Genomic DNA, 22,676 nt, shown 5'->3' on the forward strand with positions numbered 1-22,676 from the left:
ACGCGCACCGCGATCCTGGGAACCGGATCCGGTGAGGCGGACGACCTCGCGGTCGCCCGGTTCCCCGCCCGTGCGCGTCGGCCCTCGGTCGATGTAACCGTGCCGACCAGCCCGGCTGTTCCCGCGCGGCCGCTCGGCCTTCCATGCGTCAGCGTTCCGACGCGGACAAGGCATGGGCGCCGTCTGCAGCTCCCGGCACCCATGCCGGATCGGACTTCCGTCCGGCACCGATCGAGACTCCGGCACGAACCCTGAGAACCCGTAGCGGCGCCCCTATGTCTGCGCCATGTCCACGAACCGGGAGTAGTGGCCCTGGAAGGCAACCGTGATCGTCGCTGTCGGGCCGTTGCGGTGCTTCGCCACGATCAGGTCCGCCTCGCCCGCGCGCGGCGACTCCTTCTCGTACGCGTCCTCACGGTGCAGCAGTACGACCATGTCGGCGTCCTGCTCGATGCTTCCACTCTCACGAAGGTCGGAGACCATCGGCTTCTTGTCCGTGCGCTGCTCCGGACCACGGTTGAGCTGCGACAGCGCGATCACCGGAACCTCGAGCTCCTTCGCGAGGAGCTTGAGGTTCCGGGACATCTCCGAGACCTCCTGCTGACGGCTCTCCGGGCGCCGGGAGCTGCCCGTCTGCATCAGCTGGAGGTAGTCGATCACCACGAGCTTGAGGTCGTTGCGCTGCTTGAGGCGGCGGCACTTGGCGCGGATCTCCATCATCGACAGGTTCGGGGAGTCGTCGATGTACAGGGGCGCCTCCGTCACGCCCGGCATCTGACGGGCCAGCCGCGTCCAGTCCTCGTCCGTCATCGAACCGGAACGCATGTGGTGCAGCGCGACCCGGGCCTCGGCGGACAGCAGACGCATCGCGATCTCGTTGCGCCCCATCTCCAGCGAGAAGATCACGCTCGGCATGTTGTGCCTGATCGAGCATGCGCGTGCGAAGTCCAGTGCGAGCGTGGAGTTGTGCACGACGACGCCGTCAGCGACGAAGTTGTGCGTCCCCTCCACCGTCAGGTCGTAGACGTCCGTCTCGCCGTCCGGCACGACCGACTCGACGGCATCCCACCGCACGTCCGACTCGGCGATGTCCGTCAACTGCCGCGAGTCCAGGGCCTTTCCCAGCTCCAGCAGCCGGTGCCTGCTGATCTCCCTGCCCACGCCCCAGTCGTGATCACGCGGCAGGCCCGCGCGGACGGCGACCTCGGCCCAGCCCGGCGCGCCCTTCTCCGCCTCGGCCAACTCCCAGACGGCGGCCGGAATCAGCTCCGCCTCCGGCAGGCCTTCCGCCCGCCGGCCGGAGCCACCCAGGCCGTCGGCCACGGCGATACGGTCCCCCGGACGCAACTCCTCAAGCGGGACCCAGCCGCGCAGCGTGCGGAACGGATGCCGCGCCGTCGCCGAGACCGTACGGCCCAGTCGCGTCGTCAGCCGGAACACCGCACGACGGCCGTTGTGCAGGAAGTCCGACGGCCGCACGGCGCGCAGCTTCCAGTCGTCGGTGAGGGTGTGCACCTCCAGCGGTTCCCCGGCCCGGCCCCGGCGGACGAAGTCCTCGATGCGGACGCGCTCCCCGCTGCCGGCCTCCACCAACTCGGTGCCGGACGCGATGCACTTGCCCATCGCCGGCCTGGCCGCGATGACGATCATCTGGCCCGGATGCAGCCCGTTCGTCAGCGAGTCGAGATCGGTGAATCCGGTGGGCACGCCCGTCATCTGGCCGCTGCGTGAGCCGATCGCCTCGATCTCGTCGAGGGCGCCCTCCATGATGTCGCCGAGGGGAAGGTAGTCCTCGGAGGTGCGCTGCTCGGTGACCGAATAGATCTCCGCCTGGGCGGAGTTGACGATGTCGTCGACGTCGCCGTCGGCCGCGTACCCCATCTGCGTGATCCGGGTGCCCGCCTCGACGAGCCGCCGCAGCACCGCCCGTTCGTGGACGATCTCCGCGTAGTACTCGGCGTTGGCGGCCGTCGGCACCGTCTGCACGAGGGAGTGGACGTAGCCGGGGCCGCCGACGCGGCTGATCTCGCCGCGCCGGGTGAGTTCGGCGGTGACGGTGATGGGGTCGGCCGGCTCGCCCTTCGCGTAGAGGTCGAGGATCGCCTCGTAGACCGTCTCGTGGGCGGGCCGGTAGAAATCATGGCCCTTGAGGACTTCGACGACGTCGGCGATGGCGTCCTTGGAGAGCATCATGCCGCCGAGCACGGACTGTTCGGCCTCGAGATCCTGCGGCGGGACGCGCTCGAAGGAGACCGCCGCGGGTGCCGGAGCGTGTCCGTCCGGCCCCCGGTCGTGCCGCTCGGGGTGGCTGTTGCCGTGCCCGCCGGAGCCGTTGTGGCCGCCCTGCCCGTGCTGACGGCCGCGCGCCGCGGGGAAGCGGTCGCCGGGGGCGGGCCGCGCGGCACCGTGGGCGGCGGAGTCCGATGCCCAAGGGTCTTCGACGTGGTCCGGCTGCTGAGTCACGCGCTCACCTCCTCCCCGTCCGGTGATCACGCACGACCGGACCTGACCGCAGTGCCCCTCTTTCTTACGGCACGGCTCTGACAATGGGCGCCCGGCTCCGCATCGGCGCGTCGGGCCAACGGAGTTGACGAGGGGATCGTGGGGCGGGCGACGGCCCACGTTATGGGGACGAGGAGGCGTCAGCCAATCTTGTTATCCACAGGGTGATGTGGATGGTGGACAACTTTCTGTGGAGAAGGCCGCGAAAGCTGTGTACGGCACGGGGGACAGACCTGTGGAGAAGTCGTACCCGACCCACATCGACCACCCCTGACCTGTGACGACGGCGTCCACCGCCTGTGCGGGGAAAAAAGTCGGCACCGGAGTGGGGATCGTTACGCAGCCCGGGCACACGGTTGCCGCACATGCACGCGAGCCCCACGCGCGTAATGGTCAGAATCACCTTGCAACCATTACTTGTGGATGCTTGGATCGAACCCATGAGCGACCCTGCCGCCAGGCGCACCACCATGCGGCGCCACGACCGCGAAATCATCGCGCTCGCCCTGCCCGCGTTCGGCGCCCTCGTCGCCGAGCCGCTCTTCCTCATGGTGGACAGCGCCATCGTTGGGCACTTGGGCACTCCGCAGCTCGCGGGCCTCGGCGTGGCCGCGGCCCTGCTGCAGACCGGGGTCAACGTCTTCGTCTTCCTTGCCTACGCCACCACCGCCGCCGTCGCCCGCCGCGTCGGTGCCGGAGAGCTGCCGGCGGCCATCCGCCAGGGCATGGACGGCATCTGGCTCGCTCTGCTTCTCGGCCTGGCCGTGGTCGCCGTGGTGCTGCCGGGTGCTCCGCTGCTCGTGGACCTCTTCGGTGCCTCGGCCACCGCGGCCCCGCACGGGTCGACCTATCTGCGCATCAGTTCGCTCGGCATTCCCGCGATGCTCGTGGTCCTCGCCGCGACCGGTGTGCTGAGGGGCCTTCAGGACACAAGGACACCCCTGTACGTGGCGGTGGGCGGCTTCTCCGCGAACGCCGCGCTGAACGTGCTGCTCGTCTACGGCTTCGGGCTCGGCATCGCGGGCTCCGCCTGGGGAACCGTGCTGGCGCAGTGGGCGATGGCCGCGGTGTACCTGTTCGTGGTCGTACGGGGCGCGCGACGGCACGGGGCGTCCCTGCGTCCCGATCCGTCCGGCGTACGGGCGTGCGCCCGGGCGGGCGCGCCGTTGCTGATCCGTACGCTCTCGCTGCGTGCCGTCCTGATGATCGCGACTGCGGTGGCGGCCCGGCTCGGCGACGCGGACATCGCGGCGCACCAAATCGCCCTGACGCTGTGGTCGTTGCTGGCCTTCGCGCTGGACGCGATCGCGATCGCGGGACAGGCGATCATCGGCCGGTACCTGGGGGCGGGCGACGAGGCGGGTGCCCGGGCGGCGTGCCGCCGGATGGTGCAGTGGGGCGTCGTCACGGGTGTGGTGCTGGGCCTGCTGGTCGCGGCGGCGCGGCCGTTGTTCATGCCGCTGTTCACGTCGGACGGTGCTGTGATCAGCGAGTTGACCTCCGCGTTGCTGGTGGTCGCGGTGACGCAGCCGGTCGCGGGCGTCGTGTTCGTACTGGACGGTGTGCTGATGGGTGCCGGCGACGGCGCGTATCTGGCGTCGGCGATGCTCGTGACCCTGGCGGTGTTCGCGCCGGTGGCGCTGCTGGTGCCAGTGCTGGGGGGCGGCCTGACGGCGCTGTGGTGGGCGATCGCCGGCGTGATGATGGGCGTGCGGCTGGTGACGCTGTGGGCGCGTGCCCGCTCCGGCCGGTGGGTGGTGACGGGCGCCGTACGTGCCTGATCCCGCACCGGACCGACCCGGCCCGCAGCGGCGCGAAGCGATGCCGGTGCGGGCCGCCCGACGCACCTGCACGCACCTGCACGCACCTGCACGCACCAGGGTGTCCGCGAACGTGAACGGAGGGCCGCACCCCCTGAGTTCAGGGGGTGCGGCCCTCCGCTGTCGCCGTTGCCGGCCGGGGCACGCAGCCGTTCCGTTCAGCCGTGGCGGCTGATCAGGAGGCCACGACCTCGACGTCGGTCTTGGCGACCACATCGGCGTGCAGTCGCACCGAGACCTGGTGGGAGCCCAGGGTCTTGATGGGCGCACCCACCTCGATGCGGCGCTTGTCGATCTCCGGCCCGCCGGCCTCCTTGACGGCACCGGCGATGTCGGCCGGGGTCACGGAGCCGAAAAGCCGGCCCTGGTCGCCGGCGCGGACCTTCAGACGCACGTTGACGGCCTCGATGCGGGCCTTGACCTCGTTGGCCTGCTCGATCGTGGCGATCTCGTGGATCTTGCGGGCGCGGCGGATCTGCTCGACGTCCTTCTCCCCGCCCTTGGTCCACCGGATGGCGACGCGGCGCGGGATCAGGTAGTTGCGGGCGTAGCCGTCACGGACCTCGACGACGTCGCCCGCGGCACCGAGACCGGAGACCTCGTTGGTCAGGATGATCTTCATCTGTCGGTCACCCTTCCCTTATCGAGCGGTCGAGGTGTAGGGCAGCAGCGCCATCTCACGGCTGTTCTTCACGGCCGTGGCGACGTCGCGCTGGTGCTGGGTGCAGTTGCCGGTGACCCGTCGGGCACGGATCTTGCCGCGGTCGGAAATGAACTTCCGCAGCAGGTTCGTGTCCTTGTAGTCGACGTAGTTGATCTTCTCCTTGCAGAACACGCAAACCTTCTTCTTGGGCTTGCGAGCAGGCGGCTTCGCCATGTCTCTCTCCGTTGAAATTCAAGAAGTGTGCAGCTGTCTGGCCCTGCCCCGACCGGCCACGGGTGCTTCGCGGCGGTCGTCCCGGCCGGGACGCACGAGTGCGCGCCCGGTCAGAAGGGGGGCTCCTCCGAGTAGCCGCCGCCGGAGCCTCCGCCCCAGCCGCCTCCGCCGCCCTGACCTCCGCCGGCCGGTGCGCCGGTGGCCCACGGGTCGCCCGCGGGTGCGCCGCCGCCCTGCTGGCCTCCGCCCTGGCCGCCGCCCCAGCCGCCGCCACCCTGGCCGCCGCCGAAGCCGCCGCCCTGGGCGCCTCGGCCGCTGGTCTTGGTGATCTTGGCGGTGGCATTGCGGAGGCTGGCGCCGACCTCGTCGACGTCCAGCTCGTAGACCGTGCGCTTGATGCCCTCGCGGTCCTCGTACGAACGCTGCTTGAGGCGGCCCTGTACGACGACGCGCGTGCCCTTCGTGAGGGACTCGGCGACGTTCTCCGCCGCCTGCCGCCAGACCGAGCAGGTCAGGAAGAGGCTTTCGCCGTCCTTCCACTCGTTGGTCTGCCGGTCGAAGGTCCGGGGGGTGGACGCGACACGGAACTTCGCGACCGCCGCACCGGAGGGGGTGAAGCGCAGCTCGGGGTCGTCGACAAGATTGCCGACGACCGTGATGACGGTCTCGCCTGCCATGGGGAACCTCTCGGCGGGGTGCTGCTGGCTGCTTGTGGCTTCTGTGGCTCGTGCTGTGGCTCGGTGCTACTCGGTGTTACTCGGTGCTGTGCCCGTCCGTGGTGCCCTGTGTGCCGTGCGGCTCAGTGGGCGGCGGGGCGCAGGACCTTGGTCCGCAGAACCGACTCGTTCAGATTCATCTGGCGGTCGAGTTCCTTGACGGTCGCAGGCTCGGCCTGCACGTCGATGACCGAGTAGATGCCCTCGGGCTTCTTGTTGATCTCGTAGGAGAGCCGGCGACGGCCCCAGGTGTCGACCTTCTCGACCTTGCCCTTGCCGTCGCGGACGACGGACAGGAAGTTCTCGATCAGCGGCGAGATTGCGCGCTCCTCGAGATCGGGGTCGAGGATCACCATCACCTCGTAGTGACGCATGTGGAACCCACCTCCTTCGGACTCGCGGCCACGGTCGTTCCGTGGCAGGAGGTTCGTGATGCGTTCCGCACCGGCCGCCTGCCTCAGACGGGGGGCGGTGGGTGCAGACCGTTCAGACTACCCGGCCTGAGCCTTCCGGTTGAAATCCGGGGGCAAGTCGCCGCAACCTGGACGCAACGGTGTGAGCGGCGTCACGAGGGCGCCGCCGTTGCCGGCCTCTGTCAGGAGGTGCCGCATGGCACAGGCAGTACGGCACAACCCGGTTTCCATCCTCCTCGACGACGGCAGGGCCCACCCGCTGGAGAGCTCGCTCGCGGCGGTGACGGTCGCTCTCGGCCTGGTCGCGTTCCTGACGGCACTGGTGTGGCCGGGGCTGCACGTCGTCAGCGCGTGGACGGGTCTGGCCGGCATCGTCACGGGTGCCTGGGGGCAGTTCATCTCCGCCACCACGGGTGAACGCTTCGCGCTGATCATCGGCTTGGGCGGGGCGGCCTTCGGCTTCTATCTGGGCATGGCGCACGGCGGACTGCTCGGCTGAGCGCCGCCGCGACCGCCGCGACCGCCGCCCCTGCCGGGCTGCCGCAGGCACACGGCCGGTGCGGCAGCGGGCTCGCCGTTCACCGGACGGGCTCCCGTGCCGTACCGGTCGTCGGGCTGTCCACCCCCTGTCCGTAATGCCGGAAACGCGCACCCTGCTTACGCTGACGGATGTACGGCCGCGGGTCGCCGGCGTCCAGTCATCAGCCGAACGTGTGACGGCTGAGCCATGACTGCCGGCTCACGGCGCCTTGGCCCCGGCGGGGTGAGCGAGAGGAGACCACATGTCACAGCAGGACGGAGTCCCCGGCATCGATCCCTCGGCGCCGCCGAGCGGCAACGGGTGCGTCGAGTGCTCGGCGGGCGACGGCCCCGGGTGGTGGTTTCATCTGCGGCGCTGCGCGGCGTGCGGTCACATCGGGTGCTGCGACTCCTCTCCGGGGCAGCACGCCACGATGCACGCGCGGCAGGCCGGGCATCCCTTTCTGACCAGCTTCGAGCCGGGCGAGGACTGGTTCTGGAACGCGGACACCGAGCAGATCTACGAGGGCCCGCGGCTGGCCCCGCCCACGTCGCACCCCCAGTCGCAGCCGACCCCCGGCCCGGAGGGCAAGGTCCCCTCGGACTGGCAGCGGCAGCTGCACTGAGCGGGCCGGACTCCCACCGGCTCCCACCGGCTCCCGGCCGGTGCGCGGGTCGGTGCGCGGGCGTGCGGTCCGCCCGGCCGCGCCGCCCCGGGCCTGCCGGTACAGGCCCGCCGGTACGGGCCCGTACCGGAAGAAGCCCGTCCCGACGGCCTCTCCCGTCGGGACGGGCTCCCGGCGGCCCGGGCCCAGTCAGCGGCCCTGTCCGACCAGCTGCTGGTCGGTGATGCCGTGCGGGCTCCTGAACGCCTCAATGTCCCAGTCGGCCCGCGCGGCCGCAGCCCGGTAGGCGCTCTCGTAGAAGTCGAGCACCGCCGAGCGGGGCTCGTCGAAGGCGCGCGCGTCGTCGTAGCGCAGCAGCGCGAGATGGCCGCCGTTCTGCGCCACCCATCGCGCGGACTCCGGACGGAGCGGCTCCGCCTCCAGGCCCGCGGGTTCGGGAGCGGCGTAGGCGTAGAAGGCGGGTTCGGCGAAGGAGTCGTCGCCGAACCAGAAGCCGAAGCTGATCACTTCGCGTGAGTACGCCTCGCGGGTCACCGGATCCGTCCGCGGGGGCTGTTCGACGTGCCGTCCGGAGAACCGAGTGTGGGCCAGGTCGAAGGTGTGCCAGAAGTGGTGCACCGGGCTGCTCTTGCCGGAGAAGCGTCCGGCGAACTCCTCCAGCACCAGCCCGACCTGACTGAGTATCCGCCAATAGCGGTTGGCGTGCTCCGGGTTGTATGTGGCGTGCTCCGTGTCCTGCGAGAACGGCCTGGAGGAGTCGGGCAGGTCGAACGGCTCGGGGTGGGGGATCTCGGCGTGGATGCCCAGGTCCGTGAGGGCCTCGAGGGTCAGCCGGCGGAACGAGGCCACGGACTGGCCCAGCAGCGGGAAGGAGATCTCCGTTCCGTCGAGCGCCGCGACGACGAGCTGGTGATCGACGAAGTCGAAGTCGATCGTGAAGACGGGGTTGCCGTCGGACTGGCCCATCGGGCGGGTGGTGATGCCGCGGCCGGTGATGTGGTACGGCACGTTCCACCAGTGGTTCTGGCGGCTGCTCGACATGAGCCGGATCTTGCCGACGAGCTGCTCGAAGCGGTGCAGGGTCTCCTTCGTGTCCCGCCACTCGGTGAGAGGCAGGGGCGGGAAGAGCTCCATGGCCTCGTTCCCCCTTCCTGCTGTGGTGCTTCCTGCCCGCTGCTCCGGCACGGATCGGCGCCGCACCGGCGGGGCCTGGCGCTTTCCATGATGACGAGATCGGCGGTGTCCGGCATGTGCGCGCCGAGGGCCGCCGCACGGCCGCGAGCAGCGGGCCCGGCGGGGGGCGACGGCGAGCCCCGCGCGCGTGGAGCGGCACCGGTGCCGGGTACGGGCAGCAGGATGGACGCCATGACATCTGCGCGCGCGGGCGAGGCGACCATGTCCGGCGCCACCGGCCGCTGGGTGCTCTTCGCCACGGTCCTGGGCTCGAGCATGGTGCTGCTGGACGGCACGGCTGTGAACGTGGCCCTGCCGCGCATCGGCGAGGACCTGGGCGCGAGCCTCGCCGGGCTCCAGTGGGCCGTCAACGCCTACCTCCTGACGCTCTCCGGGCTGATCCTGCTGGGCGGCTCCCTCGGGGACCGGTACGGGCGCCGGAAGATCTTCGTCGTCGGCGTGCTGTGGTTCGCCGTCTCCTCCGCCATGTGCGGGCTCGCTCCGAACGCGCCCATGCTGGTCGCCGCGCGAGGGCTGCAGGGGGTGGGGGGCGCGCTGCTGACACCGGGGTCGCTCGCGATCATTCAGGCCGTCTTCCGCCCCCGGGACCGTGCCGCCGCGGTGGGGATGTGGGCCGGGCTGGGCGGGGTGGCAGGAGCGGTGGGGCCGCTGCTGGGCGGCTGGCTGGCAGGCGGGCCGGGCTGGCGCTGGGTGTTCCTGATCAACCTGCCGCTCGCCGTCCTGACCGCGGCCGTCGCCGTGCGCCACGTACCGGAGACACGGGACGAGGGCGCCGGCGGGCGCTTCGACATCCCCGGGGCCGTGCTCGCCGCGCTGGCGCTGTGCTCGCTGACGTACGCGCTGACGGTCGCCTCCACGCACCCCTTCCAGTCGGTCGTTGCGGGCGCGGCGGCCGTCCTGCTCGGAGCGGCGTTCATCGTGACGGAGGCCCGCTCGCCGCGTCCTATGGTGCCGCTCGGGCTCTTCTCGGTCCGCTTGTTCACGTACACGAATGTCGTGACCTGCTGATCTACGGGGCGCTGGGAGCCGTGTCGTTCTTCCTCGTGCTCCAGCTCCAGACCACCGCCGGGTTCCCGCCGCTGCTGGCCGGGCTCGCGCTGCTGCCGCTGACGCTGCTGATGCTGGCCTTCTCCAGCCGGGCCGCGCGCCTGGGCAAGCGCATCGGGCCCCATGTGCCGCTCACGGCGGGGCCCGTGCTGGCCTGCGCCGGCGTTCTGCTGATGCTCCGCATCGGACCGGACGCCTCGTACTTCGCCGACGTGCTGCCGGCCGGGACCGCGCTGGGGGCCGGCATGACGCTGCTCGTCGCCCCGCTCACGGCGACCGTGCTGGAGTCGGTGGACGTGGGGAGGTCGGGGACCGCGAGCGGCATCAACAATGCGGCCGCGCGCACGGGCGGCCTGATCTCCGTGGCGGCCGTTCCCGCCGTCGTCGGCCTGTCCGGCGACGAGTACCGCTCGCCCGCCGACGTCGACGCCGCCTTCCACGGCGCGATGATCACCTGCGCGGGGCTGCTCGCGGCCGCGGCCGTTACAGCCTGGGTCTTCGTACGGCCCGCCGTGCCCGCGCAGGAGACTGTGGACGCGGTGTGCAGGTCGTGTTCGCTGTCGGCGCCGCCTCCCGCGGCCGAGCCCGGGAAGCCCGGCGGCGGGACGTGACGCGGCCCGGACGCACAGTAGGCTTCCCGGCGAGTCACCCACCTGCGCCGGAGGAGCGTCCCGCAATGAGCCTGACCCTGAGGACCATCAGCCGTGAGCAGCATCTGGCGTACATCCGCGGACTGCCCTCGGCCAGTCACTGCCAGGTGCCCGCCTGGGCCGACGTGAAGGGCGAGTGGCGCTCGGAGAACCTGGGCTGGTTCGACGGTGACGGGGAGCTCGTCGGCGTGGGCCTCGTGCTCTACCGGCAGCTGCCGAAGGTCAAGCGGTATCTCGCGTACCTGCCGGAGGGCCCGGTCATCGACTGGTTCTCGCCGCAGCTGGAGGAGTGGATGCGGCCGATGCTGGCCCATCTCAAGCAGCAGGGCGCCTTCTCGGTGAAGATGGGCCCGCCGGTGGTGATCCGGCGGTGGGACGCCTCCGCGATCAAGCGCGGCATCCAGGACCCGGACGTGAAGCGGCTGCGGGATGTGAAGGCGACGCAGATCGAGCCTCACGCCTTCGAGGTCGCCGACAGGCTGCGCCGGATGGGCTGGCAGCAGGGCGAGGACGGCGGCGCCGGATTCGGTGACGTACAGCCGCGTTACGTCTTCCAGGTCCCCCTTGAGGGGCGGTCGTTGGAAGAGGTGCACAAGGGCTTCAACCAGCTGTGGCGGCGCAACATCAAGAAGGCCGACAAGGCCGGCGTCGAAGTTGTGCAGGGCGGGGTGGAGGACCTCGACGACTGGCAGCGGCTCTACGAGATCACCGCGGAGCGCGACAAGTTCCGTCCACGGCCCAAGGCTTACTTCGAGCGGATGTGGAAAGTCCTCAACGCCGAGGACCCGAACCGCATGCGGCTGTACTTCGCCGAACACGAGGGTGAGCGGATCGCTGCCGCCACCATGCTGATCGTGGGCGGCCATGTGTGGTACTCGTACGGTGCCTCCGCCAACCACAAGCGTGAGGTGAGGCCTTCGAACGCGATGCAGTGGCGGATGCTTCAGGATGCGTACGCGCTGGGCGCGAGCGTCTACGACCTTCGCGGTATCAGCGATTCGCTGGACGAGACCGACCATCTCTTCGGTCTGATCCAGTTCAAGGTGGGCACAGGGGGAGAGGCCGCGGAGTATCTCGGCGAGTGGGACTTCCCACTCAATAAGCTGCTGCACAAGGCCCTCGACATCTACATGTCGCGACGCTGACGGCGCCCGGGGGGCGCGCTGCAGGCGAGGTCGCGATCAGACCGAGACGAGAGACGGAAGAAAGGTTCCCAACCGGCCATGGCGCTCACCCTGTACGTCGACACCGATCGCTGGCGGGCGCACCAGCAGTCGGTGATCCAGCAGTACCCGGGCCTCGTTCCGGTCTGCAAGGGCAATGGCTACGGCTTCGGTCATGAGCGACTGGCCGACGAGGCCACGCGTTTCGGCAGCGACATCCTGGCTGTCGGCACGACCTACGAGGCCGCCCGCATGAAGGACTTCTTCGGCGGTGACCTGCTGGTGCTCACCCCCTTCCGCAAGGACGAGGAACCGGTGCCGCTGCCCGACCGCGCGATCCGCTCGGTCTCCTCGGTGGAGGGGGTCGGCCTGATGCGCGGCGCACGGGTTGTCATCGAGGTGATGAGCAGCATGAAGCGGCACGGCGTCACCGAGGAGGACCTGCCGAAACTGCACGCCGCGATCGACGAGGTGCGGCTGGAGGGCTTCGCGATCCACCTGCCTCTGGACCGTACGGACGGTTCGGACGCGGTGGAGGAAGTCATCGGCTGGATGGACCGGTTGCGTGCGGCCAGGCTGCCGCTGGAGACGATGTTCGTCTCGCACCTGGGGCCGGACGAGTTCGCGCGGCTCCAGCAGCAGTTCCCCCGCACGCGCTTCAGGGCGCGCATCGGTACGCGGCTGTGGCTGGGGGACCACACGGCCACGGAGTACCGGGGTTCGATCCTGGACGTCACTCGCGTCGCCAAGGGCGACCGGTTCGGCTACCGGCAGCAGAAGGCTCCGGGCGACGGGTGGCTCGTGGTCGTGGCCGGCGGCACGTCGCACGGTGTGGGACTGGAGTCGCCGAAGGCGCTGCAGGGGATGACGTCGCGGGCGAAGGGCGTGGCCCGCGCGGGACTTGCGACGGTGAACCGGAATCTCTCGCCGTTCCTGTGGGACGGCAAGCAGCGGTGGTTCGCGGAGCCGCCGCACATGCAGATGTCGATCCTGTTCGTACCGGCCGAGGCCGGGGAGCCCAAGGTCGGTGAGGAGCTGACGGCCCAGCTTCGTCACACGACGACGATGGTGGACCGCACCGTCGACCGCTGAGGCGGCACGCACAGGTTCGGCGCCGCGCCCGGTGACCGGGTGGCGCGGCCTCGCGCCCTGCGGCTGAGGTCTCCGCGGTCGAGCGGAGACCTCGCGGGCCCGGGTCGCGCCGGCCCGCCCGGGTCTCCGGGAGCGTCCGGCGGATCAGGTCCCGCCCCTTTGACGCGGCGGCGCCCCGGTCCGCCGGACACGGCTGCGGCGGACCGGGGGCGCGGCCGAAGCGCCCCCTGGACGCCACCGGCTGCCGCAGAGCCCCTGGGCGGTGTCCCTGGTGTCCCTAGCGCTCCGCCTTCCCCTCGATGAACGCCTGCACCAGCTCCCGCGCCTCGTCGTCGTAGTACTGCACCGGCGGGGACTTCATGAAGTACGAGGAGGCCGAGAGGATCGGCCCGCCGATGCCGCGGTCCTTCGCGATCTTCGCCGCGCGCAGCGCGTCGATGATGACGCCGGCGGAGTTGGGCGAGTCCCAGACCTCCAGCTTGTACTCCAGGTTCAGCGGCACGTCGCCGAACGCCCGTCCCTCCAGCCGTACGTAGGCCCACTTGCGGTCGTCCAGCCAGGCCACGTAGTCGGACGGGCCGATGTGGACATTGCCCTCGCCCAGTTCGCGGTCGCGGATCTGGGACGTCACGGCCTGGGTCTTGGAGATCTTCTTCGACTCCAGCCGGTCGCGCTCCAGCATGTTCTTGAAGTCCATGTTGCCGCCGACGTTCAGCTGCATGGTGCGGTCGAGGACGACGCCGCGGTCCTCGAAGAGCTTCGCCATGACGCGGTGCGTGATGGTCGCGCCCACCTGGGACTTGATGTCGTCACCGACGATCGGCACGCCTGCCTCGGTGAACTTCTCCGCCCACTCCTTGGTGCCTGCGATGAAGACGGGCAGCGCGTTGACGAAGGCCACGCCCGCGTCGACGGCGCACTGAGCGTAGAACTCCACGGCGGTCTGGGACCCCACGGGCAGGTAGCAGACCAGCACGTCGGCCTCGGCGTCCCGCAGCGCACGCACGACGTCCGCCGGCTCCGCGTCGGACTCCTCGATGGTCTCCCGGTAGTACCTGCCGAGCCCGTCCAGCGTGTGCCCGCGCTGCACCGTCACGCCGGAGGGCGGGACGTCGCAGAGCTTGATGGTGTTGTTCTCGCTCGCGCCGATAGCGTCGGACAGGTCGAGGCCGACCTTCTTCCCGTCGACGTCGAAGGCCGCGACGAACTCCACGTCGCGCACGTGGTATTCGCCGAACTGGACGTGCATCAGGCCCGGCACCTTGGTGCCCGGGTCGGCGTCCTTGTAGTACTCGACGCCCTGCACCAGCGAGGCGGCGCAGTTGCCCACGCCTGCGATGGCTACACGAACCGAACCCATTCCGGTTGCTCCCTGTGTCTGGTCGGTGAGACCGCGTTCGTACGAGGTCTCATGCGGTGTCCACGGACGGATCCGGCGGGGTTCCATCCCCGGGCCGGCGCCCGCTTCCCGCGTCTCCTTGCCGGCGCGGGGGAAGTTCGGGATCGCTTCCCGACTCCCTGTCGCGCCCGGTCCGCTCGCTCTCGATCAGCTCGGTGAGCCAGCGGACTTCGCGCTCCACGGATTCCATTCCGTGGCGCTGCAGTTCGAGGGTGTAGGCGTCCAGCCGTTCGCGTGTGCGGGCGAGCGACGCGCGCATCTTCGCGAGGCGTTCCTCCAGGCGGCTGCGGCGCCCTTCGAGCACGCGCATCCGCACGTCCCGCGAGGTCTGCCCGAAAAAGGCGAAACGGACACCGAAGTGTTCGTCTTCCCACGCGTCCGGTCCGGTCTGTGAAAGAAGCTCCTCGAAGTGTTCTTTTCCGGCCGCGGTGAGTCTGTAGACGATTTTTGCCCGTCGTCCGGTGAGCGACGCCGAGCGCGCTTCCCGATCCGTGCGTTCGCTCTCCGGCGGCGGGGTGGACGGTTCGTGCTCCTCGCTCAACCATCCGCGCTGCAACAGGGTCTTGAGGCACGGGTACAGCGACCCGTAGCTGAAGGCGCGGAAGACACCAAGTGAGGTGTTGAGCCGTTTTCGCAGCTCGTAGCCGTGCATGGGCGATTCGCGAAGCAGGCCCAGTACAGCGAACTCAAGGATCCCCGAGCGCCGGCTCATGCTGCACCGCCCCCCTCAACCCCTCGCGCCGATCGTGGACTTGTGTCGTGCTGATGTATCGAGTCGATACATCAGCACGATAGAGCGCTGGCTTCCGGCCGACAAGTGGGCCTCAGGTGAAGGGACTCACATCCCTGATTAGTTGAAAGCAACTTGCCTCGATTGAGATGAATGCTCGGTAAAGGGCGTTTTGGATCTGCGTAGTCTGTGCGCGTGCAGACCACCACCGGGAACCAGAAGACGCTCGATCGCGTCATCGTCCTGGGTGCAGTGCGACCGGCGGACCGGGTGTCCGCGGGCCGCACTCGGGGGGACCAGACGTCAACTGCCACCTTCAGGCGCGAGCGCCTGCCCGAGGAGTAGCTGTTCCATGAGCGAGCACCGTCGAAAGCCGCCACAGGGGCGCGGCCGGCGCGCAGCGCAGCCGCAGCCGCCATCCGGCACCGGCCGCCGTTCCACGCCGCCGCCCAGGTCGGGCGGAAGCCCTTACGGCGGTCGCGCCGAAGCCCGGAGAGGGGCACCGCGCGGAGGGGGCGGCGGTCGCCGGCGCGCGGCCGGAGCGGGCGCCGCTGCCGGCGCCGGGATGGCGGCGGGCGGTCTCGGCGGAGGCGGCCGCGCGCGCGCAGCCGGCGCGTACGGCAGGGCCCGCGGTCGTTTCCAACCACCGCCGAAGAAGCGGTTCGTGGACTACCCGCGGTGGAACAAGACAGGCGTGCGCCGCTGGGTGCCGTCCTGGAAGCTCATGCTGGGTTCCTTCGCCGGGTTCCTCGGCCTGATCATCGGCCTCTCCGGCATCGCTCTGGCGATGGTGGGCACGCCGAGCGTCAACGAGGCGACCAAGCAGCAGAAGAACGTCTACTACTGGGCCAACGGCAAGCAGATGGTCGTCGCGGGCGGCGGCGAGCAGAACCGGCAGATCGTGCCGCTGGCGCAGATCCCCTCGCCGATGCAGAACGCGGTGATCGCGGCCGAGAACGAGTCCTTCTACCAGGACCCGGGCATCGACCCGATCGGCATCGTCCGCGCCATCGGCAGGATGGCGCTCGGCGGTGAGACGCAGTCGGGTTCGACGATCACGCAGCAGTACGTGAAGAACGCCTACCTCGACCAGTCCCAGACTCTGACGCGTAAGGCCAAGGAGCTGTTCATCTCCATCAAGGTCGGCGCGACGGTGGAGAAGCGGAAGATCCTCGAGGGCTACCTGAACACCGGCTACTACGGACGCGGCGCCTACGGCATCCAGGCCGCGGCGCAGGCGTACTACCGCAAGGACGCCAAGAACCTGACCGCCAGCGAGTGCGCGTTCCTCTCGGCGACGCTCAACGGCCCCAACCTCTACGACCCGGCCGGCGGCATCGGCTCCGCGGCGACGCAGGAGAAGAACCTCAAGCGGGCCCAGGACCGCTGGTCGTGGACGCTGGACCGGATGGTCAAGACGAAGAGGCTGTCTGCGGAGAACCGGGCGAAGTACCAGAAGTTCCCCATGCCGAAGCAGCCGAGGAAGTCGACCGAACTCAAGGGCCAGAAGGGCTACATGGTCGAGACGGTCAACAACTACATCACGGCCAACACCAACATCTCGGACCGCAGGCTCAAGAAGGGCGGCCTGCGTATCCACACCACCTTCGACAAGAAGAAGATGGAGGAGATGGAGGCCGCGGTCGAGCGGGTGCGCAAGGCGAACATCGACCCGGAGAAGCGCAAGGTCGACAAGTACGTGCAGTTCGGCGGTGCTTCGGTGAAGCCGAACGACGGGGCGATCGTCGCGATGTACGGCGGCGAGGACGCCACCACGCACTTCACCAACAACGCCGACTACACCGGCGTCCAGGTCGGCTCCACGTTCAAGCCGTTCGTACTGGCCGCCGCGATGCGCGACGGCGTCCGTGACCCCCAGGGTCCGGAGGTTCAGGGTGCGGACGCCCGCACGCCGGTCTCGCCGAAGAGCGTCTACGACGGCGACAACCGGATCAAACTGCGCAACTACGACCGGACGATCTGGAGGAACGAGAAGGGCAAGGAGTGGCGTCAGCGCAACGACGGCAACGAGGACCGGGGCAAGGTCACGTTGCGCGAGGCCATGCAGTACTCGGTCAACACTCCCTTCATCCAGCTGGGCATGGACGTCGGCATCGACAAGGTGCGGCAGGCGGCGATCGACGCCGGCCTCAACGAGGACAGCCTCGCCCGGAGCACTCCGACGCTGTCGCTGGGCACTTCGGCGCCCAGCGCCATCCGTATGGCCAACGCCTACGGAACCTTCGCCAGCAGCGGCAACGAGGCCGAGCCGTACTCCGTCACACGTGTGGAGGAGGACGGCGTGAACATCTACACGCACCAGAAGAACGTCAAGAGCAAGTTCGAGGCCCGCGTCGCCGACAACATCACCAACGTGCTGGAGACGGTCGTCCAGGACGGCACCGGCACGGCGGCGAAGGCGCTGGGCCGCCCGGCGGCGGGCAAGACGGGTACCACGGACGACAACAAGTCGGCCTGGTTCACCGGTTACACGCCGCAGCTGTCGACGTCGATCGGCATGTGGCGGGTCAACGACAAGGCGAAGGTGCAGAGGTTCCAGAAGATGTACGGGGTGGGCGGCCAGGAGTCGATCCACGGTGCGTCCTTCCCCGCGGAGATCTGGACGAAGTACATGACGGGCGCTCTGAAGGGCACGTACGCCAAGCCGTTCCCGACGCCCGAGCCGATCGGTGACCGCGTCTTCGGAGTGGGGGCGAGCCCGTCCCCGACGCCGACCCCGAGCGACGTGCCGTCGGACGACCCGTCGCAGTCGCAGTCGCCCTCGCAGTCGCCCTCACCGACGGAAAGCTGCAACGGCCTCTTCTGCAACAACCAGGGTCAGGACGGCGGTAACGACCAGGGCCAGGACGGCGGTAACGACCAGGGCCAGGACGGCGGAACCGACTCGGGCCAGGACGGCGGCGCCACCGGCGGTGACACCGGAGGGGACACCGGCGGAAACGACGGCGGCCTGTTCGGCGGACCGACAGGAGGCCGGGAAAGGGATTAGGGACCGCAAGGCCCCGCTTCCCGCCCGCAGCACAGCGGGACTTGGCAGCCCCGTCACGGGTCTCCGTGACGGGGCTGCTTGCGTCTGCGGCCGTACGGCAGGATGTGCCCCATGACCCGCGCCCACCTCTCGGACCGTCCCGACCGGAACGCCGCCCCCGCCCGTGTCCACCCGACGGAACAGGACGAGGTCGCCGCCGCCGGCAGCGAGCTCATCGGGGGCCCGGTCGGCCGCCGGGTCGCATCGGACGCGGGCGGCTGGTGGACGCCGGTACGTGTGGTGGCGCTGCTGGGGCTGGGCATGTTCGTGCTGGGCATGGTGCAGAAGGCGCCCTGCTTCAACGGTGCCTGGTTCTCCGGCCAGACCAGTCAATACGTACACGCGTGCTATTCCGATATCCCGCACCTCTTCGCCGGCCGCGGCTTCGCCGACGGGCTCGTCCCGTACTTCGACCGCATCCCCGACCGCATCTCCGGCGGCATGGCCTACCTCGAATACCCGGTGCTGACGGGCGTGTTCATGGAGGTCGCCTCGTGGCTGACTCCGGGAGGCGGCGATCTCCAGCACCGCGAGCAGCTCTACTGGATGGTCAACGGCGGCATGCTGATGGTCTGCGCAGCGGTGCTCTTCGTCTGTGCGACCCGCACCCACCGCGGCCGCCCCTGGGACGGCCTGCACGTCGCCCTCGCGCCCGGTCTCGCACTGACCGCCACCATCAACTGGGACCTGCTGGCCGTGGCTCTCACCGCCGCGGCGATGCTGATGTGGTCCCGCAGCCGCCCGCTCGCCGCGGGCGTGCTGATCGGTCTGGCGACGGCCGCCAAGCTCTATCCGGTGCTGCTGCTGGGCCCGTTGCTGGTGCTGTGCTTGCGCGCGGGACGTCTGCGGGCGTTCGCCAAGGCACTCGGCGGCGCGGCGGCGTCGTGGCTCTGCGTCAATCTCCCCGTGATGCTGCTCGCGCCGCAGGGCTGGTCGAAGTTCTACAGCTTCAGCCAGGAACGCCCGGTCGACTTCGGCTCGATCTGGCTGATCATCTCCCAGCGGACCGACAACCCGGTCTCCGACGCCAACCTCTACGCGACGGCGCTGATGGCCCTCGGCTGCGCGGGCATCACTCTCCTGGCCCTGCGGTCGCCGCGCCGACCGCGTCTGGCGCAGCTGGCGCTGCTCGTGGTGGCGCTCTTCATCCTGACGAACAAGGTCTATTCGCCGCAGTACGTGGTGTGGCTGATCCCGCTCGCCGCCCTCGCCCGCCCCAAATGGCGGGACTTCCTCATCTGGCAGGCCTGCGAGGTGGTGTACTTCCTCGGCATCTGGCTCTACCTCGCCTACACGGGCAGCGGGGACAAGCACCACGGCCTGCCCCCCGAGGGTTACCAGCTGGTAATCCTCGTTCACCTGCTCGGCACGCTCTACCTGTGCGCCGTGGTGATTCGGGACGTACTGACGCCGGAGCGGGACGTCGTACGACGGGACGGCTCGGACGACCCCGGCGGCGGGGTACTGGACCGGGCTCCGGACGTCTTCACGCTTGGCGGAGGAGGGCACCGGGCACCGCGGACGAAGCCCGTACCGTTCGACGACCCGCAAGTGCGCTGGGGCGCCACGACCACGCCCCGCTGAGGGCCGGGGCCACGCCGATCGGCCCCGGGCGCGGGCCTGATCGGTTCGGGGTCCGGACAGTCGGGCCCGGACGGTTCGGGTCCGGCTGGAGCGGGGCCGGCCGAGCCTAAGCAGGCCGGCCGAGCCGGGGCACAGGCGCACCGGGACGCAGGCACACCGGACGTACGCCCTCGGTGTTTCACGTGAAACATGGCAGCGCCCCGGGGTCCGAGTCCGGCCCGAGTGCGGACCGAGTCCGGACCGAGTCCGCACCCTCCGGATCGGCACGCGCCCGAGCCCCGGGGTATGTGAAGCTGGGGCCATGAGTGTCGTCGGAGATCTGCGCAGCCTGCTGCACTTCCCCGACTTCCGGCGACTCCTGGCGGTGCGTCTGCTCTCCCAACTCGCCGACGGCATATATCAGGTCGCCCTCGCGGCCTACGTCGTCTTCTCCCCCGAGAACGAGACCTCACCTGCGGCCATCGCCTCGGCGATGGCCGTTCTGCTGCTCCCCTACTCGCTCCTCGGCCCGTTCGCCGGCGTCCTGCTGGACCGGTGGCGCAGGCGGCAGGTCCTGCTCTACGGAAACCTTCTGCGGGCGGTACTCGCCGCCGGTACCGCGGCGCTGGTGCTGGGCGCCACCCCGGCTTGGCTGTTCTACCTGTCGGCGCTCTCGGTCACCGCGGTGAACCGCTTCATCCTCGCCGGGCTCTCCGCGGCTTTGCCTCGCGTCGTGGACGAGGAACGTCTCGTCATGGCCAACTCCCTCTCACCTACCGCCGGAACGCTCGCCGCGACGGCCGGAGGCGGCATCGCCTTCGCCATCAGGCTGGCCACACCCGACGGCGGTCGCGCAACGAACGCCTGGGTGGTCCTGGCCGGGGCCGTGGTCTACCTCCTCGCCGGCGCCGCGGCGCTGCGGCTGGGCCGCGACCGTCTCGGCCCCGGCACCGACGCCGCCCGGGTGCCGCTGCGGCTGCTGACCACGCTGGCCACCACCACGCGCGGTCTCGTCGACGGACTGCGGCATCTCCGGGAACGGCGCACCGCCGCGTACGCGCTCACCGCAATGACCTTGATGCGATTCTGCTACGGCGCGCTGACCGTGATGGTGCTGATGCTGTGCCGGTACGCGTGGGGCACTGACGGAAAGGTGGGGGACGCGGTCGAAGCGGTGGATGTGGGCGCCGGCCTCAAGCTGCTCGGGCTCGCGGTGGCAGCGTCGGGCCTCGGCTACTTCGCCGCCGCCGTCGTCACTCCCTGGGGCGTCGCCCGGTCCGGCCGCTTCGGCTGGCTGGCGGTGTGCGCCGCGGCTGCGGCCGTACTGGAGCCCGCACTCGGACTGAGCTTCGCGCCGCTGCCCATCCTGTTGCTGGCATTCGTACTCGGTCTGGTCACCCAGGCCTCGAAGATCACCGCCGACACGGCCGTGCAGTCGACGGTGGACGACGCCTATCGCGGCCGGGTGTTCTCCCTCTACGACATGCTGTTCAACGTCGCTTTCGTCGGTGCCGCCGGAGTGGCCGCGCTGGTACTCCCGCCGGACGGGCGCTCGGCCGTACTCGTCATCGGGGTCGCCGTACTGTACGCCGGGGTCGCCGCGCTGATGTTTCACGTGAAACGCTCGCGGCCGATCCGGGCCTCCGCCTCGTCCTCGGCGGAGCCCCCTTCGTCACCGGGTGCGATCTGACTCCGCGTCCTGGCCCTGCTCGGACCACCACTCCTTGAGGGCGGCGACCGCCTCGTCGTGGTCCATCGGCCCGTGCTCGAGCCGCAGTTCCAGCATGTGCTTGTACGCCTTGCCGACCAGCGGTCCCGGCCCCACGCCGAGGATGGACATGATCTCGTTTCCGTCGACGTCGGGGCGGATGGCGTCCAGTTCCTCCTGCTCCTGCAACTCCGTGATCCGCTTCTCCAGGCTGTCGTAGGCACGCGAGAGCGCCGCGGCCTTGCGCTTGTTCCGGGTTGTGCAGTCCGAACGCGTCAGCTTGTGCAGCCGGGAGAGGAGAGGCCCCGCGTCCCGTACGTAGCGGCGCACCGCGGAGTCGGTCCACTCGCCCGTTCCGTACCCGTGGAAACGCAGGTGCAGCTCCACGAGCCGCGAGACGTCCTTGATCATTTCGTTGGGGTACTTGAGCGCGGTCAAGCGCTTCTTGCTCATCTTGGCGCCCACCACTTCGTGGTGATGGAAGGAGACCCGCCCGTCGGGCTCGAACCGCCGCGTCCTCGGCTTGCCGATGTCGTGCAGCAGCGCCGCGAGCCGCAGCGTCAGGTCGGGACCGTTCTCCTCCAGGTCGATGGCCTGCTCCAGGACCGTCAGCGAGTGCTCGTAGACGTCCTTGTGACGGTGGTGCTCGTCCCGCTCCAGCCGCATCGCCGGAATCTCGGGCACAGCCTGGTCGGCAAGCCCCGTCTCGACCAGCAGCCGGATCCCCTCGACCGGCCGGCTGGAGAGCAGAAGCTTGTTCAACTCCTCCCGTACCCGCTCCGCCGAGACGATGGAGAGCCGTTCCGCCATCGACTTCATCGCCGCGAGCACGTCGTCGGCCACGGTGAAGCCGAGCTGCGCCGCGAAGCGTGCCGCACGCATCATCCGCAGCGGGTCGTCGGAGAACGACGACTCCGGGGCTGCCGGGGTGCGCAGCACACGGCGCGCCAGATCCTCCAGCCCCCCGTGGGGGTCGACGAAGCTCTTCTCCGGCAGCACCACGGCCATCGCGTTCACGGTGAAGTCACGGCGGACCAGGTCCTCTTCGATCGAGTCGCCGTAGGAGACCACCGGCTTGCGCGAGGTCCGGTCGTAGGCCTCCGAGCGGTAAGTGGTGATCTCGACCTGGTAAGTGCGCGTCTCCCCGTCCTCGTTCGACTTCTTCTGGCAGCCCACCGTGCCGAAGGCGATGCCGACCTCCCACACGGCGTCCGCCCACGGCCGGACGATGCGCAGCACATCCTCGGGACGTGCGTCGGTGGTGAAGTCCAGATCGTTGCCGAGTCGCCCGAGGAGCGCGTCCCGCACCGTGCCGCCGACCAGCGCGAGCCGGAAACCCGCGTCCCGGAAGCGCCGGGCCAGGTCGTCGGCGACGGGGGAGACCCGCAGCAGCTCGCTCACGGCACGGCGCTGCGCTTCGTTGAGCTGCTCCCTGGCGGGAGGGGCGGGCGGTGTCGGCTGGATGTCATCATTGGCGTTCGGCACGACACGACAGGGTACGTTGCCACCCCCAGGCACTGCCCCGCCCCTGGTTGCAAACGGCGGGCGATCATGTGACGCGGACCGCGACGCGAGCCCTCCGGGGGCATCGTTACCATCAGACCAACG

At 69.9% G+C, this 22,676-nt stretch carries 18 protein-coding genes and 1 pseudogene; 10 read left to right on the forward strand and 9 right to left on the reverse strand.

All coding sequences use genetic code 11. The annotated features are described in order from the left end of the window. Positions 1 to 273 precede the first annotated feature (273 nt). Entirely contained in the window at positions 274 to 2,463 is a 2,190-nt protein-coding gene (gene dnaB, locus H180DRAFT_RS04640) for a replicative DNA helicase (protein ID WP_055484681.1), read from the reverse strand. Between the two features lie 479 nt (positions 2,464 to 2,942). Here dnaB and H180DRAFT_RS04645 point away from each other — a divergent pair, with 479 nt between their 5' ends. After that, on the forward strand, positions 2,943 to 4,283 hold the full coding sequence (locus H180DRAFT_RS04645) for an MATE family efflux transporter (protein WP_055484682.1): 1,341 nt from the start codon (positions 2,943 to 2,945) through the stop codon (positions 4,281 to 4,283). 214 nt (positions 4,284 to 4,497) lie between these two features. Here H180DRAFT_RS04645 and rplI read toward each other — a convergent pair whose 3' ends face one another. From rplI to rpsF, 4 genes are all read right to left on the reverse strand, one after another. After that, complete coding sequence (gene rplI, locus H180DRAFT_RS04650) at positions 4,498 to 4,944, reverse strand: 50S ribosomal protein L9 (RefSeq protein WP_055484683.1); 447 nt, start codon at positions 4,942 to 4,944, stop codon at positions 4,498 to 4,500. 18 nt (positions 4,945 to 4,962) lie between these two features. Next, positions 4,963 to 5,199, reverse strand: a complete 237-nt coding sequence (gene rpsR, locus H180DRAFT_RS04655; RefSeq protein WP_028438380.1) for a 30S ribosomal protein S18 — start codon at positions 5,197 to 5,199, stop codon at positions 4,963 to 4,965. A gap of 110 nt (positions 5,200 to 5,309) precedes the next feature. Further along, positions 5,310 to 5,876 (reverse strand): single-stranded DNA-binding protein, encoded by a 567-nt coding sequence (locus H180DRAFT_RS04660; protein WP_055484684.1) that lies wholly within the window; start codon positions 5,874 to 5,876, stop codon positions 5,310 to 5,312. 122 nt (positions 5,877 to 5,998) lie between these two features. Beyond that, positions 5,999 to 6,289, reverse strand: coding sequence for a 30S ribosomal protein S6 (rpsF, locus tag H180DRAFT_RS04665; RefSeq protein WP_055484685.1), 291 nt, complete (start codon positions 6,287 to 6,289; stop codon positions 5,999 to 6,001). Between the two features lie 235 nt (positions 6,290 to 6,524). Between rpsF and H180DRAFT_RS04670 the strand changes: the two genes are divergently transcribed. After that, positions 6,525 to 6,827 carry a hypothetical protein gene (locus H180DRAFT_RS04670; protein ID WP_055484686.1) on the forward strand — a complete coding sequence of 101 codons (303 nt, stop codon included), beginning with the start codon at positions 6,525 to 6,527 and terminating at the stop codon, positions 6,825 to 6,827. Positions 6,828 to 7,110: 283 nt separating this feature from the next. After that, the gene (locus H180DRAFT_RS04675; RefSeq protein WP_055484687.1) at positions 7,111 to 7,473 is read left to right on the forward strand and encodes a UBP-type zinc finger domain-containing protein; all 363 of its coding nucleotides are present in this window, start codon (positions 7,111 to 7,113) and stop codon (positions 7,471 to 7,473) included. A 189-nt stretch (positions 7,474 to 7,662) separates the two neighbouring features. On the opposite strand, the gene H180DRAFT_RS04680 is transcribed toward H180DRAFT_RS04675, so the two are convergent. Next, a complete protein-coding gene (locus H180DRAFT_RS04680; protein WP_055484688.1) occupies positions 7,663 to 8,607 on the reverse strand; it encodes a DUF5996 family protein in 945 nt (314 codons plus the stop codon). Positions 8,608 to 8,838: 231 nt separating this feature from the next. On the opposite strand from H180DRAFT_RS04680, the pseudogene H180DRAFT_RS04685 reads away from it, so the two are divergent. From H180DRAFT_RS04685 to H180DRAFT_RS04695, 3 genes and pseudogenes are all read left to right on the forward strand, one after another. After that, positions 8,839 to 10,325 (forward strand): annotated as a pseudogene (locus H180DRAFT_RS04685) (MFS transporter). A gap of 65 nt (positions 10,326 to 10,390) precedes the next feature. Beyond that, positions 10,391 to 11,509: a lipid II:glycine glycyltransferase FemX gene (locus tag H180DRAFT_RS04690; protein ID WP_055484689.1), complete on the forward strand. Its 1,119-nt coding sequence runs from the start codon at positions 10,391 to 10,393 to the stop codon at positions 11,507 to 11,509. Positions 11,510 to 11,587: 78 nt separating this feature from the next. Next, positions 11,588 to 12,619 carry an alanine racemase gene (locus tag H180DRAFT_RS04695; protein WP_055484690.1) on the forward strand — a complete coding sequence of 344 codons (1,032 nt, stop codon included), beginning with the start codon at positions 11,588 to 11,590 and terminating at the stop codon, positions 12,617 to 12,619. Positions 12,620 to 12,896: 277 nt separating this feature from the next. Here the strand turns inward: H180DRAFT_RS04695 and H180DRAFT_RS04700 are convergent, their stop codons facing one another. Both H180DRAFT_RS04700 and H180DRAFT_RS04705 read right to left on the reverse strand, forming a co-directional pair. Beyond that, the gene (locus H180DRAFT_RS04700) at positions 12,897 to 13,979 is read right to left on the reverse strand and encodes an inositol-3-phosphate synthase (RefSeq protein WP_055484915.1); all 1,083 of its coding nucleotides are present in this window, start codon (positions 13,977 to 13,979) and stop codon (positions 12,897 to 12,899) included. A 49-nt stretch (positions 13,980 to 14,028) separates the two neighbouring features. Further along, positions 14,029 to 14,730: a PadR family transcriptional regulator gene (locus tag H180DRAFT_RS04705; protein WP_055484691.1), complete on the reverse strand. Its 702-nt coding sequence runs from the start codon at positions 14,728 to 14,730 to the stop codon at positions 14,029 to 14,031. A gap of 213 nt (positions 14,731 to 14,943) precedes the next feature. Between H180DRAFT_RS04705 and H180DRAFT_RS29700 the strand changes: the two genes are divergently transcribed. The 4 genes from H180DRAFT_RS29700 to H180DRAFT_RS04720 all read left to right on the forward strand — a co-directional run bounded on the left by H180DRAFT_RS29700 (position 14,944) and on the right by H180DRAFT_RS04720 (position 21,050). Then, the gene (locus H180DRAFT_RS29700) at positions 14,944 to 15,093 is read left to right on the forward strand and encodes a hypothetical protein (RefSeq protein WP_159033559.1); all 150 of its coding nucleotides are present in this window, start codon (positions 14,944 to 14,946) and stop codon (positions 15,091 to 15,093) included. A 7-nt stretch (positions 15,094 to 15,100) separates the two neighbouring features. Then, positions 15,101 to 17,758, forward strand: coding sequence for a transglycosylase domain-containing protein (locus tag H180DRAFT_RS04710; RefSeq protein WP_055484692.1), 2,658 nt, complete (start codon positions 15,101 to 15,103; stop codon positions 17,756 to 17,758). A 111-nt stretch (positions 17,759 to 17,869) separates the two neighbouring features. Continuing rightward, a complete protein-coding gene (locus H180DRAFT_RS04715) occupies positions 17,870 to 19,381 on the forward strand; it encodes a glycosyltransferase family 87 protein (RefSeq protein WP_055484693.1) in 1,512 nt (503 codons plus the stop codon). Positions 19,382 to 19,682: 301 nt separating this feature from the next. Then, a complete protein-coding gene (locus H180DRAFT_RS04720) occupies positions 19,683 to 21,050 on the forward strand; it encodes an MFS transporter (RefSeq protein WP_055484694.1) in 1,368 nt (455 codons plus the stop codon). Here H180DRAFT_RS04720 and H180DRAFT_RS04725 read toward each other — a convergent pair. Continuing rightward, complete coding sequence (locus H180DRAFT_RS04725) at positions 21,033 to 22,553, reverse strand: CCA tRNA nucleotidyltransferase (protein ID WP_055484695.1); 1,521 nt, start codon at positions 22,551 to 22,553, stop codon at positions 21,033 to 21,035. The genes H180DRAFT_RS04720 and H180DRAFT_RS04725 overlap by 18 nt on opposite strands. Positions 22,554 to 22,676: the final 123 nt, after the last annotated feature.

Origin of the sequence: Streptomyces sp. WMMB 322, assembly GCF_900090145.1 — a bacterium.
In the GTDB taxonomy this organism is placed as follows: Bacteria; Actinomycetota; Actinomycetes; order Streptomycetales; family Streptomycetaceae; genus Streptomyces.